The organism is Pontibacter sp. CAU 1760 (genome assembly GCF_054482735.1).
Genome location: NZ_JBTLRL010000005.1, coordinates 215727 through 230800 on the forward strand (window position 1 = coordinate 215727; position 15074 = coordinate 230800).

Sequence of the window (15074 nt, forward strand, 5' to 3'; positions counted from 1 at the left end):
CTAAAACAAAATGCATACAGAAGAGACTGCAAAAGAAGAAGTTGTAAAAGCGCCAACAGCCCTACCAGATCCTGTGGCAGTAGCCCTTAAGGCACTGGGCAATGTAAATGCCTTGTTTATCGGTACTGTGGCAGATGGTTATTTCCAGGCCAGCCAGGACAAACTGGAAAACCCTCCCCGCTGGGAGCAAGGCAATTACAGCCTCACCAGCGGTAAATGGCCGGCTCCTAACCCCAGCCTGATGGACCTGTCTCCTTATAATGGGTTTGTGATCGTTGTGATTGCTTCGGCTTGGAATGAGGAGGTTATTAGCCAGGCGCGCATCGTTGGCGTGATGACGACCATGGCCGGGGATGTGCTCACCAAGTTCGCTTACAGAGAGCTACAGGAGAAAGAGGACGAGATTGCCTCTTATACCTCAGGCCTGAGCAACTAACAGACAGGTTTTGCGGCTATCGATTTACCTTGCTTTGCTTCTTGCGCCAGTGGGCAACAACCTAAAAGAACCGGTTCACCCGCGTCAGTTCATCCCGGTACTGCGACAGGAGCCTGCTTTTAGAAATGAACCCCTTGAAGCGGCCATTCCGGACCACTGGCAATGACCAAAGCTTGCTTTTATCGAACTTCTCCAGCACCTCCGATGCCGACTCATCTATCTCCACCATCGCAGACGGCGGCTGCATCAGCTCCCCTGCTGTCATGATATCATAGTTCGAGATATCCCCTAGCTGCTTCCGCAGGTCGCTGAGCGAAATGACACCTGCCATCATACCCTTCTTGTCGAGTACCTGCAGCACATCGCGGCTTGAACTCGAAAACACCTCCACCACCGTGCGTAGCGACGTGCTTTCATGCACCGGTGGGCCGGCCTTTTCCACCAGCATGCTAATGTCCAACTGGTTCAGTAAAATTTTGTCTACCCGCATGGCTTTGCTCTGCCCCTTGGGCTTGTCCACACTTTGACTTAGGTTTTCGATGTAGTATTTCAGGAAGTAAGACACAGCGCAGACCAGCATGAGCGGCACAAAAAGCTGGTAACTCTGCGTGATTTCTGCTACAAGGAAGATAGCCGTGACTGGGGCGTTCATGATGCAGGCAAACACACTGGCCATACCCAGGAACATATAAGTAGCGGCGCTCAACTCATAAAAAGGAAAGAGAAGCGCCATCACCTTGTAAAACACAAACCCCAACAGGCCACCTGTAATAATGGATGGGGCAAAATACCCGCCTTCCCCGCCGGAGTTTACGCAGATGCCAGTGCTAAGGGGCTTCACCATCGTGATCAGGAAAAAGAAAAACAGGTTATACCAGATGGTGTCGGGCAGCACCGCCAAAGGGGAGTTGACAATAAGGGAGCGTTCCTCCCCGTTCAACAGCGCATTGATACTCACATACCCCTCGCCATACATAGGCGGCAGCAGGAAAATGATGCTCCCCAACGCCACCCCTCCCACCACAGCCCGTACATAGGCATTTTTTATCCGGGAGAAATAAATAGCGCAATAACTATATGTTTTGAGCAGGTAATTGGCCATCAGCATACCCAATATCCCTAACACAATTACCATCGGAATCTGCTCGTAGGCAAAATCGGTGAGGGCCACCCCGAACCGCAAATGCTCGCCCATGATGAACTCGTACAGGATTTTGCCTGCCGCTGCCGCCACCAGAAGCGGGATCAGCAAGGTGGGCGTAAACTCAGGCAATATGGTTTCGAGGGCAAAGATAAATCCACCCATGGGCGCGTTATACACCGCTGCTATACCTGCCGCCACGCCACAGCCTATCAGCAGCGTGCGCAACCGATAGCCGAGCCCTAAGAAACGCCCTACGTTGGAGCCCACCGCCGCCCCGCTCGAAATGATCGCCGCCTCCACCCCTGAGCTTCCGCCAAAGCCAATGGTAAGCCCCGTGGTGATAAACTTAGAGTAAACCAGCCGGAGTTTGATGATGGAAGCGTTACGCTCAATGGCCTCGATTACGTTACGTGAGCCGTTGAAGTGAGCTGTTTTGCTGAAGACGTTGCGGTTCAGGAACGTGACAGCCAGAAAACCGATGAGGGGCAAAAGAAAGTAAAGCAGGGTGGGTGCGAAATAAACCGCATACTGCTCGATGTAAAAGATGATGGACTTGATGAGAATGGCCGAAACGCCTACGATTAACCCTACCACTACGCTAAGCACAAAAGGCATGATCCGGTTGTTGCTCTGCCTTCTGCGCCACCTGAAAAAAGCGAGTTGGTAACGGTTCAGTTTATGCTTCATGAGTTAGGATAGCGTCCTGTTAAATGCACTGCCAGCGGAGCTGTGAGCAGGGTGCCACCCCCTATTGCCATCAGCTGGTAGGGCGCACCGGCAAAATACTCTTTACGTTTTTCAAGCAGAAAGACACATACAATAAAAATAATATTACAACAGTATTACCGATGCCTCAAACAGGCCGAGGGCAAAAACTGTATCCCTTATACATGCAAGCTGCATCATAGCCGTTCACTGCAGAACAGTTGTAAACAACGCGCCACTTTATTACCCCTGCCCTGCGCGGCTATAGGTATGACAACAACCCAAACGCCCTGTCTGATGTTATTTCAGACAGGGCGTTTGTTACTGAGTCTTTACTTCAATTGGGACAGAGATTTTCCGTTTACCCCAGGCCATTTGCAGAGCCCCTGAGGCATTTGCGCTATCAATTATTTCATACTTGAGTCTTTCCTGATGCTGCGCTGAATCCTCTGCTTTCACTTGCACGCGAAGCACATCTTCCGCCGCTGAGTAATCGTCCGTCAGGTGCTGCTCCCAGTTCTTGTTAATGATCACGGTCCACTGCTTTTTCCCGGGGATGGTGAAAAACGCGTACTTCCCCGCTTCCAGGTCTTTGCCTCCAACCACCAGCGCTTTGTCGGTTTCCAAGCTCGTGGCCATGTGCGCACCGGTTACCCATACCTGGTCATAAGGCACCAAGCCACCCCAAACATTGCGGCCCTTTACGCCCGGTGCAAAATAACTGATCCTCAGGTTGGCTGGGCCAATAGTACCGGTCGCCTCCGATGGGATGCTGCCTTTGATTGTATCCTGCACGGTCGCCTCCGATGGGATGCTGCCTTTGATTGTATCCTGCACGGCCGCCGCAGCCACCGTGTCTTCCGGAGCGGTCGCCTCCACGGGTTCGTCCGGCGTGTTCTGCTCCTGGGTTGCATTGTTGCAGCCTGGCAGTGTTGCAGATGCCGTGGCAGCAACTGCCAAGGCGATAATGGTTCTCTTCATGGGCGTTAAAGTTTTATGGCGATTATACCGGAGAATTATACGTGCATTTTACGCTTCATTTTTCTGACAGATGGCGATGAGATATAGTACAGCGCAAAACCAGACAAAATTGTGATTAACCCGAAAACAGAGAATATCCGGAGCAGCCAGTTGCCGATGTTGTCGCGGCCCTCATAATCCATGGTATGCAGCATCCAGAAGAAATCGAACACACGCCATTGGTTATGCCGGATGGTCTGGTAAGTGCCTTGCTCGGCAGAGAGGTATACGGTGCAGTTAGGCTCCCGGAAAGTAACGGCCCAGGCAGGCAGCGGCCTTCCCCTATACTCGTGATGATCCCCTACCGCGGTCAGGTACTCTACCTCCTCTACCTGAGCTGGGGCAACCACGGCGCCTGCAGCCATTTCAAGTGCCTGATCTTTGCTGAGTGGTGCCAGCAACTGGCCTGTCTCAGCATTTGCTAACTGCACTTTTAGGTTGCCTTGTGGCATGGCCCTATGTCCTCCCGGCTCGTGTGCCGCATGGTCCTTACCCCCTGTAAAATAGTGCACCTGGTATACCGGCAAGCCGTTTATATCAATTAATTGCACCGACTGCACCGAATCTACTCTGGCCAATGCGCCAAGGTTTTTCAGCGCTGCCCCAGGCGAAGCTAATGGCATGGAGGCCGGGAAAGAGCGCTTCTTTTTCCGCAGATGGTCACCGTGCACCTCATCTATGTTGTTCCAGCTAAAGTAAAGTCCGCCTAAAGTCCAGAAGAGAAACTGCACTCCCAATAGCAAACCCAGGTAACGGTGCGACTTGCGTATATAGTAATTCCTGCTTTTTAATTTCATTAGCACAATATAACAGCTCATCAGTACAATAGCCCTGCTATAGGCTATAATATTTTAAAAATGCGATAGATGCTGTGCTATGCCCTCAGCCAGAGGACAAGAGCCAGGCCCTGCGGCGACAAACCCAAACGTGATACGTGAATTATCGGGAATACATCAATTGTTTTTTTAGAGGCCGTCAGATTGCCCCATGGCTTTTAAAAAAAATAATTCAGCCTTTATCTTACACGCAAAACATTGTTATTCAACCAATAAACCACATGTAAGCCGCTATTATATAGGGAGAGATTAATATTTTTTCTGTGTCCTGAAATCCAGTTATCCAAGCAACGGCGTAGGTGAGTCATATTCAAACAAACACATGAAAAAAATAATCTTATCTGTAATGTTGGTAGCTGGTGTTGCCGCATTAACCCCTGTGGCTGCTCAGTCGCAGAAGACCGTTACAGTTGGTGGCGAAGCGATGTATACGACAAAGGATATCATTGACAACGCCGTTAACTCAAAGGACCACACTACCCTGGTAGCAGCCGTTAAGGCAGCTGGTTTAGTGGAGACTTTAAAAGGCAAAGGACCATTCACGGTGTTCGCCCCAACTAACGATGCTTTCGAGAACCTGCCGGATGGCACTGTGGAAACACTACTGAAGCCAGAGAACAAGCAGACGCTAGCTACTGTGCTAACATACCACGTGGTGCCGGGCCGTATGGATTCCGGAAAGATCATGGCCGCGATCAAAGCCGGAAAAGGCAAAGCCACCATGAAAACCGTAAGCGGCGGAACGCTGACAGCCATGATGAATGGCGATCGTAACATTAACATCACCGACGAAAACGGAAACGTTGCAAACATCGCAGTGTATGATGTGCAGCAGTCGAATGGCGTGATCCACGTGCTGGATAGAGTGATGTTACCTAAGTAAGCACCACTCCCGCTACAAATAACTGAATGCAAGAAGCCCTGTTATGGCAGGGCTTTCTTCTCCCCTCGTAATCAACCATCCCCCATTTATAAAAACACTAAAATGAGAAAAATTGCTTTCACCCAAAAGCTGATGGCTTCGGCCTGCCTATTCGGTACACTCCTGGCTACTACCAGCTGCGATGAAAAAGACAGCGACATGAACATGCCCATGGCAGACATGATTAGCATGAACAACGTGCAGCTGAGCAGCCAGCAGGAAGTGCCTGAGAACACCTCAAACGCTTCTGGAAACTACTCGATCCAGTACGACAAAAACAGCAACCAGTTGGCTTATACCATCAATTATACTGGCACAACCCCTACAGCCATGCACTTCCATAAGGGCGAAGTAGGTGTTGCAGGAGGCGTAGAGGTGGAGGTGCCAGGACCTTATACCTCTGGCATGAAAGGCACATTGAAGCTAACGGAAGCCCAGGAAGCAGAATTGCTGGCGGGGAACATATACCTGAACCTGCACAGCGCGAACTTTGCCGCCGGCGAGCTGAGAGGCCAGGCCGTAACAGAGGATAAAGTAGTGCTGAGTAATATCAAACTGTCCGGAAGACAGGAAGTGCCTGCCAATGCCTCCAACGCAACAGGCACTTTTAACGGCATCTACGACAAGAAAACCAAGAAGGCTGATTATACGATCACCCTTAACGGACTGACTGCTTCTGCCATGCACCTGCATAAAGCTGCCCAGGGCGTGAACGGGGACGTGGTAATGGAAATCATGGGACTGAAAGGCACCACGGCTGCCTTTACCCCGGCACAGGAAACAGACCTTTTGAATGGCAATCTTTACCTGAACGTACACAGCGCGGCACAGCCAGGTGGCGAGATCAGAGGACAGGTGGTAGCAGACCAGAAAGTAGTATTTGCCAACAAGCTTTCTGGCGAGAACGAAGTAAGCCCAACTAACTCCCTGGCTACCGGAAACATTTATGCCATATACGATAAGGTGACCAAGAACCTAACGTATAACATTGCCTACACCGGCCTTGTACCTACAGCCATGCACTTCCATAAAGCTGCTGCTGGCACAAACGGCGGCGTAGAAAAAGAAGTGGCAGGACCCTATTCTTCTGGCATGACAGGCACTGTGACGCTGGACGCTACCCAGGAAGCTAATCTGCTGCAAGGCCTGTGGTACCTGAACGTACATACAGCTGCTTTCGCAGGTGGAGAGATCCGCGCCCAATTAGTGAAATAACACCCCAAAAAGCCCTAGCCCCCCGGTGGTACTAGGGCTTTTTATTTTTAGGTCAATTCATCAGCACGAATTGCCTCTGGATTGTTACCCTTAAATTTAACGCAATGCAAGCCATGACATACTACTCAGCTTTTCTCAGCCGCATGGGGTCTTTGGGCTTCGTGATGCTTTTAACCGCCGGTTGCACCTATGACCAGGCGAGTGAGGTTACTCCTGCGCTTGAGCAAGTAAGCTACCAGGCGGATATTAAACCCATTGTCGCGACGCATTGCTATTCCTGCCACACAGCCAATGCCACCGACCCCGAGAAAGCCGGTTACGCCTTTCTCGATGACTTTGAGGAACTGAAACGGTATGCTTTGAGACCGAGCACCTCCAACGCCAGCATGACCAAACTACAGGCCCGCTTACGCTTCGTGGAGTTCCCCGGAATGCCTTTCAAACAAGACCCGCTGCCTGAAGCCGATATCCACAAAATAGAGGCCTGGATAAAGCTGGGTGCCCCAAACAACTGACATCAACGCCTGATGCCCGGCTTATACCCCTTCCCCCACTTTAAGATTTAACATGATGAGAACGCTATACCTTTGCTTGACTCTGTTGCTGGCGCTGGCGGGTAATGTGCTTGCGCAGGACCTGTACTTTGCTAAAAGCCTGGAAACATCATTCTTTTCGGAAGCGCGGTTCGAGAACATCGAAGCGACTTCGCGTAAGGGCAGTGCTGCCATCAACACCACCACCGGCGAGGTTGCCTTCAAAATCCCGATCCGCTCTTTCGTGTTTCAAAACGGCTTGATGCAGGAGCACTTCAACGAAAACTACATGGAAAGCGATAAATACCCGAATGCCACGTTTGCAGGCAAGCTGATGCCGGGCACAAACCTCTCGCAGGAAGGGACTTACAAGGTGATGGTGTCAGGCAGGCTGACTGTGCATGGGATCTCAAAGGACCGCACCATCGCAGGTATAATTGAGGTGAAAAACGGGCAGATGCTCTTGAGCGCAGCCTTCGACGTGCTCGTGGAGGATCACCGCATCGACATCCCCAACGATAAGATCTCAAAGATCTCCCAAAATATCAACGTTAAACTGAAAGCACACTATGAACCTAAGAAGTAAGGCGGTATGGGTAATGGTTTTTTTGTGCCTCCTCACTAACATAACCCAGGCACAGGACAGTCTGCTGGACGCATTAGCAGACAGCAGCGCGGATAAAAGCCAGCCAGTGTTTGCCACTTTCAAAACAACGCGGGTAGTCAACGGCCATTCCGTGGAAACAGTGAAGCGCAGGGGCCTTGACTTTAGGGTAACGCACCACTTCGGCGACATCAGTGGAGACGGCGGGAATGTGCATACCCTCTACGGGCTGGACCAGGCAGCCGATATCCGGATAGCTTTTGAGTATGGGGTAACAGATAAACTTACGCTAGGTATAGGCAGAAGCAAAATAAGTGAACTGGTGGACGGGTATGCCAAGTACAGCCTTTTTACCCAAACGCAGGATAACCACATGCCTGTTTCAACCACCCTGCTCATAAACGCTGGGTTTACGCCTCAAAGAGCTGTCGAAAGCGAGTATGCTAATGTGGCACACCGGCTATCCTATACCTATCAAGTATTGGTGGCGCGCAAGTTTAGCCCCCTTTTCTCGCTGCAGCTCATGCCGACGCTGCTACACCGCAACTACCTGTTTGATCCACAGGACGAACACGATCTTTTTTCCATGGGTATCGGGGGCAGGCTGAAACTCACCAAGCGATTTGCCTTATTGGCTGACTATTTCTATACCTTTTCCGGGATCCGAAACGAGGCTAACAGCGGTTACTACGCTCCCTTGGGCTTTGGGGTGGAAATTGAGACGGGTGGCCACGTGTTTCATATGTTCTTCACCAACAATGCCGGCATTGTTGAGAATAACTTCATCCCCAACACCACCTCATCGTGGGGCGAGGGCGAGTTCAAGTTCGGTTTCAACATTTCCCGCACATTCGGCACTGGACAATAGCCCTGGGGTCAGCATCGTGTCTATACTGCTCTGATAACTCAGCTGGTCACTGAAAGCTGTTGAGGCTAACGCCGGTGCTTACTTCTGGAAGTATACCCGGAAGGTTGAGCCTGAGCCTTCCTGGCTTTCAACCTCGATACTGCCTCCTGCATTCTCAACCATCTTCTTAACCATATACAGCCCGACGCCGGTGCCTTCTACGTGATCGTGGAAACGCCGGAACATGGTGAAAAGCTTGTCTAAAGGGCCTGCGATACCCATCCCGTTGTCAGCTACAGTCAGTTCGTGGTGTGTGGCAGTGCTGGCACAACTCACTTTTATGACAGGAGTGCGTTCCGGGGAACGGTATTTTATGGCATTCGAGAGCAGGTTATAGATTACGCTCCGAAGGTTTTTTTGCGAGAAGCGAATAGTAGTGTGCCTGTCAAGGTCTACCTCTAACTTCACACCCGCCTTCTTTATACTTGGCTCCATATCTAACCTTACCTCCTGCACTACCTCATGCAGGTTAACCAGCACGGCATCGGCTATGCTTTCCTGCTGCAGTTTTACGACATCGGTCAGGCTCTCAATCGTTTTCTTGAAGCGTTCCACCGCTGCGTGCATCATGCTAATAATGCGCTGTACCTCTCCTGCCGGGGCCTTACCTGTTTCCAGGTCATCCGACAGCAAATCCAACAGCCCCTCTATGTTAGAGATAGGTGCTTTCAGATCGTGCGAGGCGGTATAAATGAAATTGTCCAGGTCGTTATTGATGCGGGTAAGCTGCGCGTTTTTCAGTTCCAGGGCTTCCTCCGATGCTTTGCGTGCTGTCACATCGCGGGTAACGGCCAACTGGTGGGTACCTTGTCCGTTGTGCAGCGGCACGGCGTGCGTTTCCATGCGCCGGCGGGTCCCTTTCAGGCCTACAATATCAAACTCCCAACTCAGGCTCTCCCCCTTGCAAACGCGTTTATGGTTTCTTGCCCATTGGGGGCGGTACTCCGGTGCGATCACATCCAGCACGTTGGCACATCCCAGCAGTCCTGGGTCGCCTTCTATCATGTTTAGCCCCACCGGGTTCATGTACTGCAGGGTCCCGTCCCCGGAGATTATTTTGATGCACTCCGGTGTCGCCTCGATGATACCTTTCAGTTGCGCCTGGCTTTCCTCGATTCTTTTCCGGGCGATGACCTGTTCCGTTACATCAAGTGCCACATGAATCACGCCTGTTACGGCACCGTCTTCAATCAGGGGGGTATAAGAAAGGTTGAAGAAACGTTCTTCCATGCTGTGGGCTACCCACAGATGAACTGGCACCTCAGCTCCCTCGAAGGCTTTGCCAGTCTCCATCACGCTCAACACAATGTCCAGGATCGCCTGGTCTTTTATCTCTGGCAGTACCTCAACCATCCTAAGACCTAGCACCTCCTCCTCTTCAGTCTTGCCCATGATGCGCAACATCGGTGTGTTGATGCTCTCAATCACCATGTCGCGGCCACGGGTGAGGGTAATAGCTACCGGCGCCTGCTCCACCATGTTACGGAAGCGGGATTCGCTCTCCTCTAGCTTTTTGTTTGCCAGGCTAAACTGGGTAACGTCTGCGGCTGTGTTCATCACGCCGTAGATGTTACCTTGGGCATCAAAAAGCGGGATAAGGCTATAATCATAGAAAAAGGACATGCGCTCTCCCTCCCTAATCACCTCCATATGCTGGTTCTTGGCATGAAACGGCACACCGGTGTTATAAACTTCCTTTAACTGTTGAAATACCGCTGGCCCCATCTCCGACAGGACCTCTTCATACCGCTTGCCAATTACATCGGCACTTTTGCCGTAGGCATGCAGCATGGCCTGGTTGGCATACTGGATTCTCATCTCCGGCCCGATGTATACCCCGATCGGGAATGGGGCACCGTTCACGAAGGAGCGAATTTGCTCCTCGCTCACTTCTGTCTTTTTCCTGCTCAACACCCGGTCTGTTACCTCATGGGCAACTACAATAAAGCCGTCGACAGTACCGTCGTTTTCATAATATGGCTCCCATACCGAATCAAAATAACAGGTCTCCTCTTTCCCGTCTCGCTTGAGAACAATCTCAAATTCCTTGGCTGGAAAAGGCTTTCCCGTGCGCATCATCTCACGCGCAATCGGCTCCAGGGTTTCCCGAGTTTGCGGAAGCACGTCAAACAACGGCTTTCCGATCAAATCCTCTCTTCCAACACCTGCAATCGGCAAATAAGCATCGTTGGCAACCTCTGCCACGAAATTATCCCCACGGAAAACCGCAATGGCCACTGGGGCCCGCTCTACCGTTCCGCGGAAACGGGCATAACTCTCCTCCTTTAACTGGCTGGAAGCCAATTGCTCTGTAAGCTCACTGCTTTGTTTTTCAGCTAGAAACTGTTTGGTGATGTCGGCGGTGGTATAGATGATGTATTTTAATTCACCATCATGATCTGTAACCGGGGTATTGTTGACGGACCAGTAGCGTTCTTCGAAAGCACCCACAGCGTTAGGGACATCATAGCGCACGACAGGCAGTTCATTGGGCTTTTTCGTTTGGCAGGTTTCATGCAGCGCTTCCCTGATATGAGCAACGCCAGGGGCGTCAGGATTTTCGAGGAATGCCTCAAAGATGCTGCGCCCCACCATATTCCGACGTTCGCGGGCAGTTGCCTGAAGCAATACATCGCTGACAGCCAGGATAGTATACTCAGGATGGTTAGGGCGAAGCACCAGGAAACTCCCGGGCATTGTATTGAAAATCAACTGGTAATCCATTTCCAAATCCTGGTCCATCGCAGAAAATAGGGGCATATTCAAATTAAGATTGAGTGAAGATACACAATTGCCACTAATATGTGTGGCACACATGGGAAGCTTACCTAACCCGAACCGCACGGTTCAGCTGTCCGTTTTCGGTACGCAAACGGCTCCTATAAACAGCGTGAAGCCACTTTAAAGTAGAACTTAACGGTATGCTATCAGGCCAAAACAGCTGAGTATAAGCTACTGGTGGCGCCTTAGATCTCTACCAGTTCTTGCTGCACGCGGCCCGGTATGGCTACCTGTTCCGGGCGCTGCTGGCGCTTCCATAGCAAGACTGCAAACACGGCACCTAAGGTTGCCATAAATACCCCAACCAGTTCTGGAGAGGTATAGCCATAGCCCATTGCGATAGGTATCCCGCCAAAGAAAGCGCCCAAGGCATTGCCAATGTTAAACGCCGCCTGTGTGGTGGCCGCCCCCAGCATTTCTGCCTCGCGGGCCGTATTGATCATCAGGATCTGAATAGGCGCTGCAATGGCCAGCGCAAGTCCGCCCGCCACAAAAGTCATCAGCAAAGACATGACCTGACTCTGGGCTGTAAAAAAGATGACAAGCAAGGTGGCCGCCATACACAGTAACAGCACCAGGCAGGCTTTTACAGGCTTGATTTTGTCGGCCAGGCGCCCTCCCACAAAGTTACCCACCACCATGCCAAAGCCAGCCAGAATGAGGATGTAAGGCACCTGGTCCGGGGCAAACCCTGCTACTTCCGTCATGAGCGGGGCAATGTAACTGATCCATGCAAATAAGCCGCCGGTACCAATAGCCGTGATCAGCAGGATCAACCAGGCCTCGCGGCTCTTAAATAAGCTTAACTCAGAGCGTATGTTGCCCGTCTTAGCCACCGGTAGCACAGGCAGCCACAGCTGAATCAGCAGCATGGTCACCAGCCCGATCAGCGTGATCAGTCCAAACGTGTAGCGCCACGAAAAATGGTGCCCGATATAAGTGCCCAACGGTACCGTGAGCAGGTTAGCGACTGTCAGGCCGGCAAACATAAAGGAGATGGCTTGCGCCTGTTTCCCTTTATCGGCCAGACGGCTTGCCACCACCGACCCTACCCCAAAGAAAGCGCCGTGCGGCAACCCAGCCAACAGACGGGCTATAAGCAGACTCATGCTGGTAGGTGCAAAGGCAGAACAGGCATTGAACACCGTAAACACCACCATCAGCGTCCAGAGGATTTTCTTGGGCGGAAAACTCCGGCTAGCTACCACTAGCAGCGGTGCCCCAATCACAACACCCAGTGCATAAGCCGAGATCATATATCCAGCCTCGGGGATGCTGATGCTAAAGTCGGCTGCAACATCGGGCAGCAGCCCCATCATCACAAACTCCGTCGTTCCTATTCCTAATCCGCCTAATGCCAGCGGCAATAATTTCTTATTCAATATACAATGCTTAAAATATTCATATCGATATGGTCGGCTTCCTTCCCCACATGTTCAGGTTTTTGCCCTTATTCGCAGGTAAAACGAGGCTACGGTTGGAGTGGTAAGCCCCGAAGGCCCCTTTATACCCGCAGCAGCTGAGATTATGCTCGGAATAATGATTATCTTTCTATTAAGTTTAAACTTAAGCCACTAACGCTCAAGCAATACATGCCAATTATTTTTTTAAAGCTCATACCCTGCCCATAGCACAAAGTTACGACACAGAATTTAACTTAGTCAGGAAACTTGCGGTAATAGCTTCCGGGGTAATTCTCCGGGTAGGCGATTTTTGCCTTCGTGTGCATGGAGCTTAGGGCCCATTGCCAGACCTGCTCAAGCTGTCACAAACCAATAGATGCCTCAACTGATTCGAAACGGTTAAAGTTTAAACTTAAATGGGATTAAGCGCCAGAATTTCCTATAGATATGCTTAAAATTTATTATCATTAAACAATAAAACGCGGTAACGCGTGGCTCAACCGGTGATCAATTAAAATAAAGGTTTATGCAATACACAAAGTTAATTTTCATGTTGCTGCTGCTGGCCACCATCAGTGCGCCAGCAGTTGCCCAAAAGCAAAGTAAAACCACTGGCAAGCTCACGGCCAACCAGGTTAAAACCGCTAATGGCGTGTTGGAGGGTACCGCCAGCACCAATGGGATACGCACGTTCAAGGGCATTGCCTTTGCCGCCCCGCCTGTCGGCGACCTGCGCTGGAAAACGCCACAACCAGTAAAAAGCTGGGAAGGCGTACGCCCGGCAAAGGAGTTCGGGCCCCGGGCCATGCAGCTTCCGATATTCGGCGACATGAACTTCCGTTCGAAAACCGTGAGTGAAGACTGCCTGTACCTGAACGTATGGACGCCTGCCAAAACCGGGCAAGAACGCCTGCCGGTGCTGGTGTACTTTTACGGGGGCGGCTTTATGGCCGGCGATGGTTCTGAGCCCCGCTATGATGGCGAAAGCATGGCTACCAAGGGCATCGTGGCCATCACGGTAAACTATCGGCTGGGCGTGTTCGGCTTTATGGCGCACCCGGAACTCACCAAGGAATCGCCGCACAATGCCTCGGGCAATTATGGCCTGCATGACCAGTCGGCTGCCCTGCACTGGGTAAAACAGAACATTGCTGCCTTCGGCGGTGACCCAAACAAAATAACCATTGCGGGCGAGTCAGCAGGGTCTTATTCCGTGAGCGCGCAAATGGCCTCCCCCCTTTCCAGAAACCTGATCGCCGGTGCAATCGGAGAAAGCGGGTCCCTGCTGTCGTTGCAGCCTACTACTCCATTGGAGCAGGCCGAGCAAATAGGTGTTAAGTTCGCCAACAGCATTGGGGCTAACTCGCTGGCTGCGCTTCGTGCTATACCTGCCCAGCAGTTGCTGGAAGCTGCGGGCAAACCTGAGGCACCCCGCTTTTCGGCTATTGTAGATGGGTATTTCTTCCCGAAAGCGCCTATCGCTATTTTTGAGGCTGGGGAGCAGGCACAAGTGCCTTTGCTGGCCGGTTGGAACTCTGAGGAAATGAATTACCGCTATCTGCTGGGTCAGGAGGAACCGACTCCAGAGAACTACCGCAAAGCCGTGGAGCGCACCTACGCAGACAAAGCAACTGAAGTGCTGAAATTATACCCTGCCGCCACCAACGAAGAAGTGATGCAGTCGGCAACCGACCTGGCCGGTGATCTGTTTATCGGCTACAGCACCTGGAAGCTGATTGACCTGCACAGCAAGACCGGCAACAAGCCAGTATACCGTTACATGTACGATCGTCCGCGCCCCGAAATGACCCCTGAGATGGGAAACTCGCAGGCTGGTTTGGCGGGAGGTGTGGTACGCGACTCCACTGCACCTAAAGCGCCCGCTGCCCGTGGTGCCGTGCACTCTGCGGAAATAGAGTACGCCATGGGTAACCTCGCATCGAACAAAGTGTACAGCTGGAAACCGGAGGACTACAAGATCTCGGAGGTGATGCAGAACTACTTTGCTAACTTCATTAAGAAGGGCGACCCGAACGGAGCGAACCTGCCAAAGTGGCCTGCTGTGCAAAGCAGCGACAAGGCAGTTCCGGTGATGCACATCGACGTGAACACCCGCCTGGAGGAGGACAAAACACGCGACCGCTACCTGCTGCTTGACAAGCTGAGCAAGAAGTAAAACGCAAACCCTGTGTGTGGGATCAACAGCAAAACGCCCGTCCAAGTCTTTGGATGGGCGTTTTGCTGTTCGCATACGTTAAGATTTACTGCGCCTTCTGCAACTCACCAGTAGGATAGCTCATTTTATACCTAAAGTCTGATGGCAAAGGCGCTCAGAATTGATGCGGCATGTAGGGCAAAGAAATCAAACCCTTTGTGACCTGAAGGCATAGTCAAGCGGCCAGCCATACTATCATACCAAAGGGCTCTCACAATGGTGCCTTATCAAAACAGACAGGTAGAAGGTAAAACCAAAAAGTTTGGGCGGTTAATCATTCCCCCGTTTTGATGCCCTGTAGCCATAGATGCTGACAAAATGAAAAGGGAGGGTTTTGGGATTTAGGTGTTTGA

The 15074-nt window shown here is 51.5% G+C and carries 12 protein-coding genes; 7 read left to right on the top strand and 5 right to left on the bottom strand.

The window, feature by feature from the left end; translation table 11 throughout:
* Window positions 1–10: 10 nt before the first annotated feature.
* On the top strand, window positions 11–436 hold the full coding sequence (locus tag ACXYMU_RS09325; protein ID WP_458986109.1) for a hypothetical protein: 426 nt from the start codon (window positions 11–13) through the stop codon (window positions 434–436).
* Window positions 437–497: 61 nt separating this feature from the next.
* On the opposite strand, the gene ACXYMU_RS09330 is transcribed toward ACXYMU_RS09325, so the two are convergent.
* The 3 genes from ACXYMU_RS09330 to ACXYMU_RS09340 form a co-directional block, all read right to left on the bottom strand.
* Complete coding sequence (locus tag ACXYMU_RS09330) at window positions 498–2267, bottom strand: chloride channel protein (RefSeq protein ID WP_458986110.1); 1770 nt, start codon at window positions 2265–2267, stop codon at window positions 498–500.
* 339 nt (window positions 2268–2606) lie between these two features.
* The gene (locus ACXYMU_RS09335) at window positions 2607–3266 is read right to left on the bottom strand and encodes a DUF2911 domain-containing protein (protein ID WP_458986111.1); all 660 of its coding nucleotides are present in this window, start codon (window positions 3264–3266) and stop codon (window positions 2607–2609) included.
* A gap of 35 nt (window positions 3267–3301) precedes the next feature.
* Complete coding sequence (locus ACXYMU_RS09340) at window positions 3302–4102, bottom strand: PepSY domain-containing protein (protein ID WP_458986112.1); 801 nt, start codon at window positions 4100–4102, stop codon at window positions 3302–3304.
* 361 nt (window positions 4103–4463) lie between these two features.
* On the opposite strand from ACXYMU_RS09340, the gene ACXYMU_RS09345 reads away from it, so the two are divergent.
* The 5 genes from ACXYMU_RS09345 to ACXYMU_RS09365 all read left to right on the top strand — a co-directional run bounded on the left by ACXYMU_RS09345 (window position 4464) and on the right by ACXYMU_RS09365 (window position 8283).
* Entirely contained in the window at window positions 4464–5024 is a 561-nt protein-coding gene (locus ACXYMU_RS09345) for a fasciclin domain-containing protein (protein ID WP_458986113.1), read from the top strand.
* Window positions 5025–5126: 102 nt separating this feature from the next.
* On the top strand, window positions 5127–6278 hold the full coding sequence (locus ACXYMU_RS09350; protein WP_458986114.1) for a CHRD domain-containing protein: 1152 nt from the start codon (window positions 5127–5129) through the stop codon (window positions 6276–6278).
* A 113-nt stretch (window positions 6279–6391) separates the two neighbouring features.
* Entirely contained in the window at window positions 6392–6793 is a 402-nt protein-coding gene (locus ACXYMU_RS09355; RefSeq protein ID WP_458986115.1) for a hypothetical protein, read from the top strand.
* A gap of 52 nt (window positions 6794–6845) precedes the next feature.
* Window positions 6846–7397, top strand: coding sequence for a YceI family protein (locus ACXYMU_RS09360; RefSeq protein WP_458986116.1), 552 nt, complete (start codon window positions 6846–6848; stop codon window positions 7395–7397).
* Complete coding sequence (locus ACXYMU_RS09365; protein WP_458986117.1) at window positions 7381–8283, top strand: DUF5777 family beta-barrel protein; 903 nt, start codon at window positions 7381–7383, stop codon at window positions 8281–8283. The genes ACXYMU_RS09360 and ACXYMU_RS09365 overlap by 17 nt, the downstream gene beginning before the upstream one ends.
* 78 nt (window positions 8284–8361) lie before the next feature.
* Here ACXYMU_RS09365 and ACXYMU_RS09370 read toward each other — a convergent pair whose 3' ends face one another.
* Entirely contained in the window at window positions 8362–11082 is a 2721-nt protein-coding gene (locus ACXYMU_RS09370; protein WP_458986118.1) for a PAS domain-containing sensor histidine kinase, read from the bottom strand.
* 206 nt (window positions 11083–11288) lie between these two features.
* Window positions 11289–12485: an MFS transporter gene (locus ACXYMU_RS09375; RefSeq protein ID WP_458986119.1), complete on the bottom strand. Its 1197-nt coding sequence runs from the start codon at window positions 12483–12485 to the stop codon at window positions 11289–11291.
* A gap of 547 nt (window positions 12486–13032) precedes the next feature.
* Here ACXYMU_RS09375 and ACXYMU_RS09380 point away from each other — a divergent pair.
* Entirely contained in the window at window positions 13033–14682 is a 1650-nt protein-coding gene (locus tag ACXYMU_RS09380) for a carboxylesterase/lipase family protein (RefSeq protein ID WP_458986120.1), read from the top strand.
* Window positions 14683–15074 lie beyond the last annotated feature (392 nt).

What these genes read in the sequence shown, in the direction of transcription:
- ACXYMU_RS09325 (WP_458986109.1), top strand. Translation starts at nt 11, where the DNA reads ATGCATACAGAAGAGACTGCAAAAGAAGAAGTTGTAAAAGCGCCAACA.
- ACXYMU_RS09330 (WP_458986110.1), bottom strand. Translation starts at nt 2,267, where the DNA reads ATGAAGCATAAACTGAACCGTTACCAACTCGCTTTTTTCAGGTGGCGC.
- ACXYMU_RS09335 (WP_458986111.1), bottom strand. Translation starts at nt 3,266, where the DNA reads ATGAAGAGAACCATTATCGCCTTGGCAGTTGCTGCCACGGCATCTGCA.
- ACXYMU_RS09340 (WP_458986112.1), bottom strand. Translation starts at nt 4,102, where the DNA reads ATGAAATTAAAAAGCAGGAATTACTATATACGCAAGTCGCACCGTTAC.
- ACXYMU_RS09345 (WP_458986113.1), top strand. Translation starts at nt 4,464, where the DNA reads ATGAAAAAAATAATCTTATCTGTAATGTTGGTAGCTGGTGTTGCCGCA.
- ACXYMU_RS09350 (WP_458986114.1), top strand. Translation starts at nt 5,127, where the DNA reads ATGAGAAAAATTGCTTTCACCCAAAAGCTGATGGCTTCGGCCTGCCTA.
- ACXYMU_RS09355 (WP_458986115.1), top strand. Translation starts at nt 6,392, where the DNA reads ATGACATACTACTCAGCTTTTCTCAGCCGCATGGGGTCTTTGGGCTTC.
- ACXYMU_RS09360 (WP_458986116.1), top strand. Translation starts at nt 6,846, where the DNA reads ATGATGAGAACGCTATACCTTTGCTTGACTCTGTTGCTGGCGCTGGCG.
- ACXYMU_RS09365 (WP_458986117.1), top strand. Translation starts at nt 7,381, where the DNA reads ATGAACCTAAGAAGTAAGGCGGTATGGGTAATGGTTTTTTTGTGCCTC.
- ACXYMU_RS09370 (WP_458986118.1), bottom strand. Translation starts at nt 11,082, where the DNA reads ATGCCCCTATTTTCTGCGATGGACCAGGATTTGGAAATGGATTACCAG.
- ACXYMU_RS09380 (WP_458986120.1), top strand. Translation starts at nt 13,033, where the DNA reads ATGCAATACACAAAGTTAATTTTCATGTTGCTGCTGCTGGCCACCATC.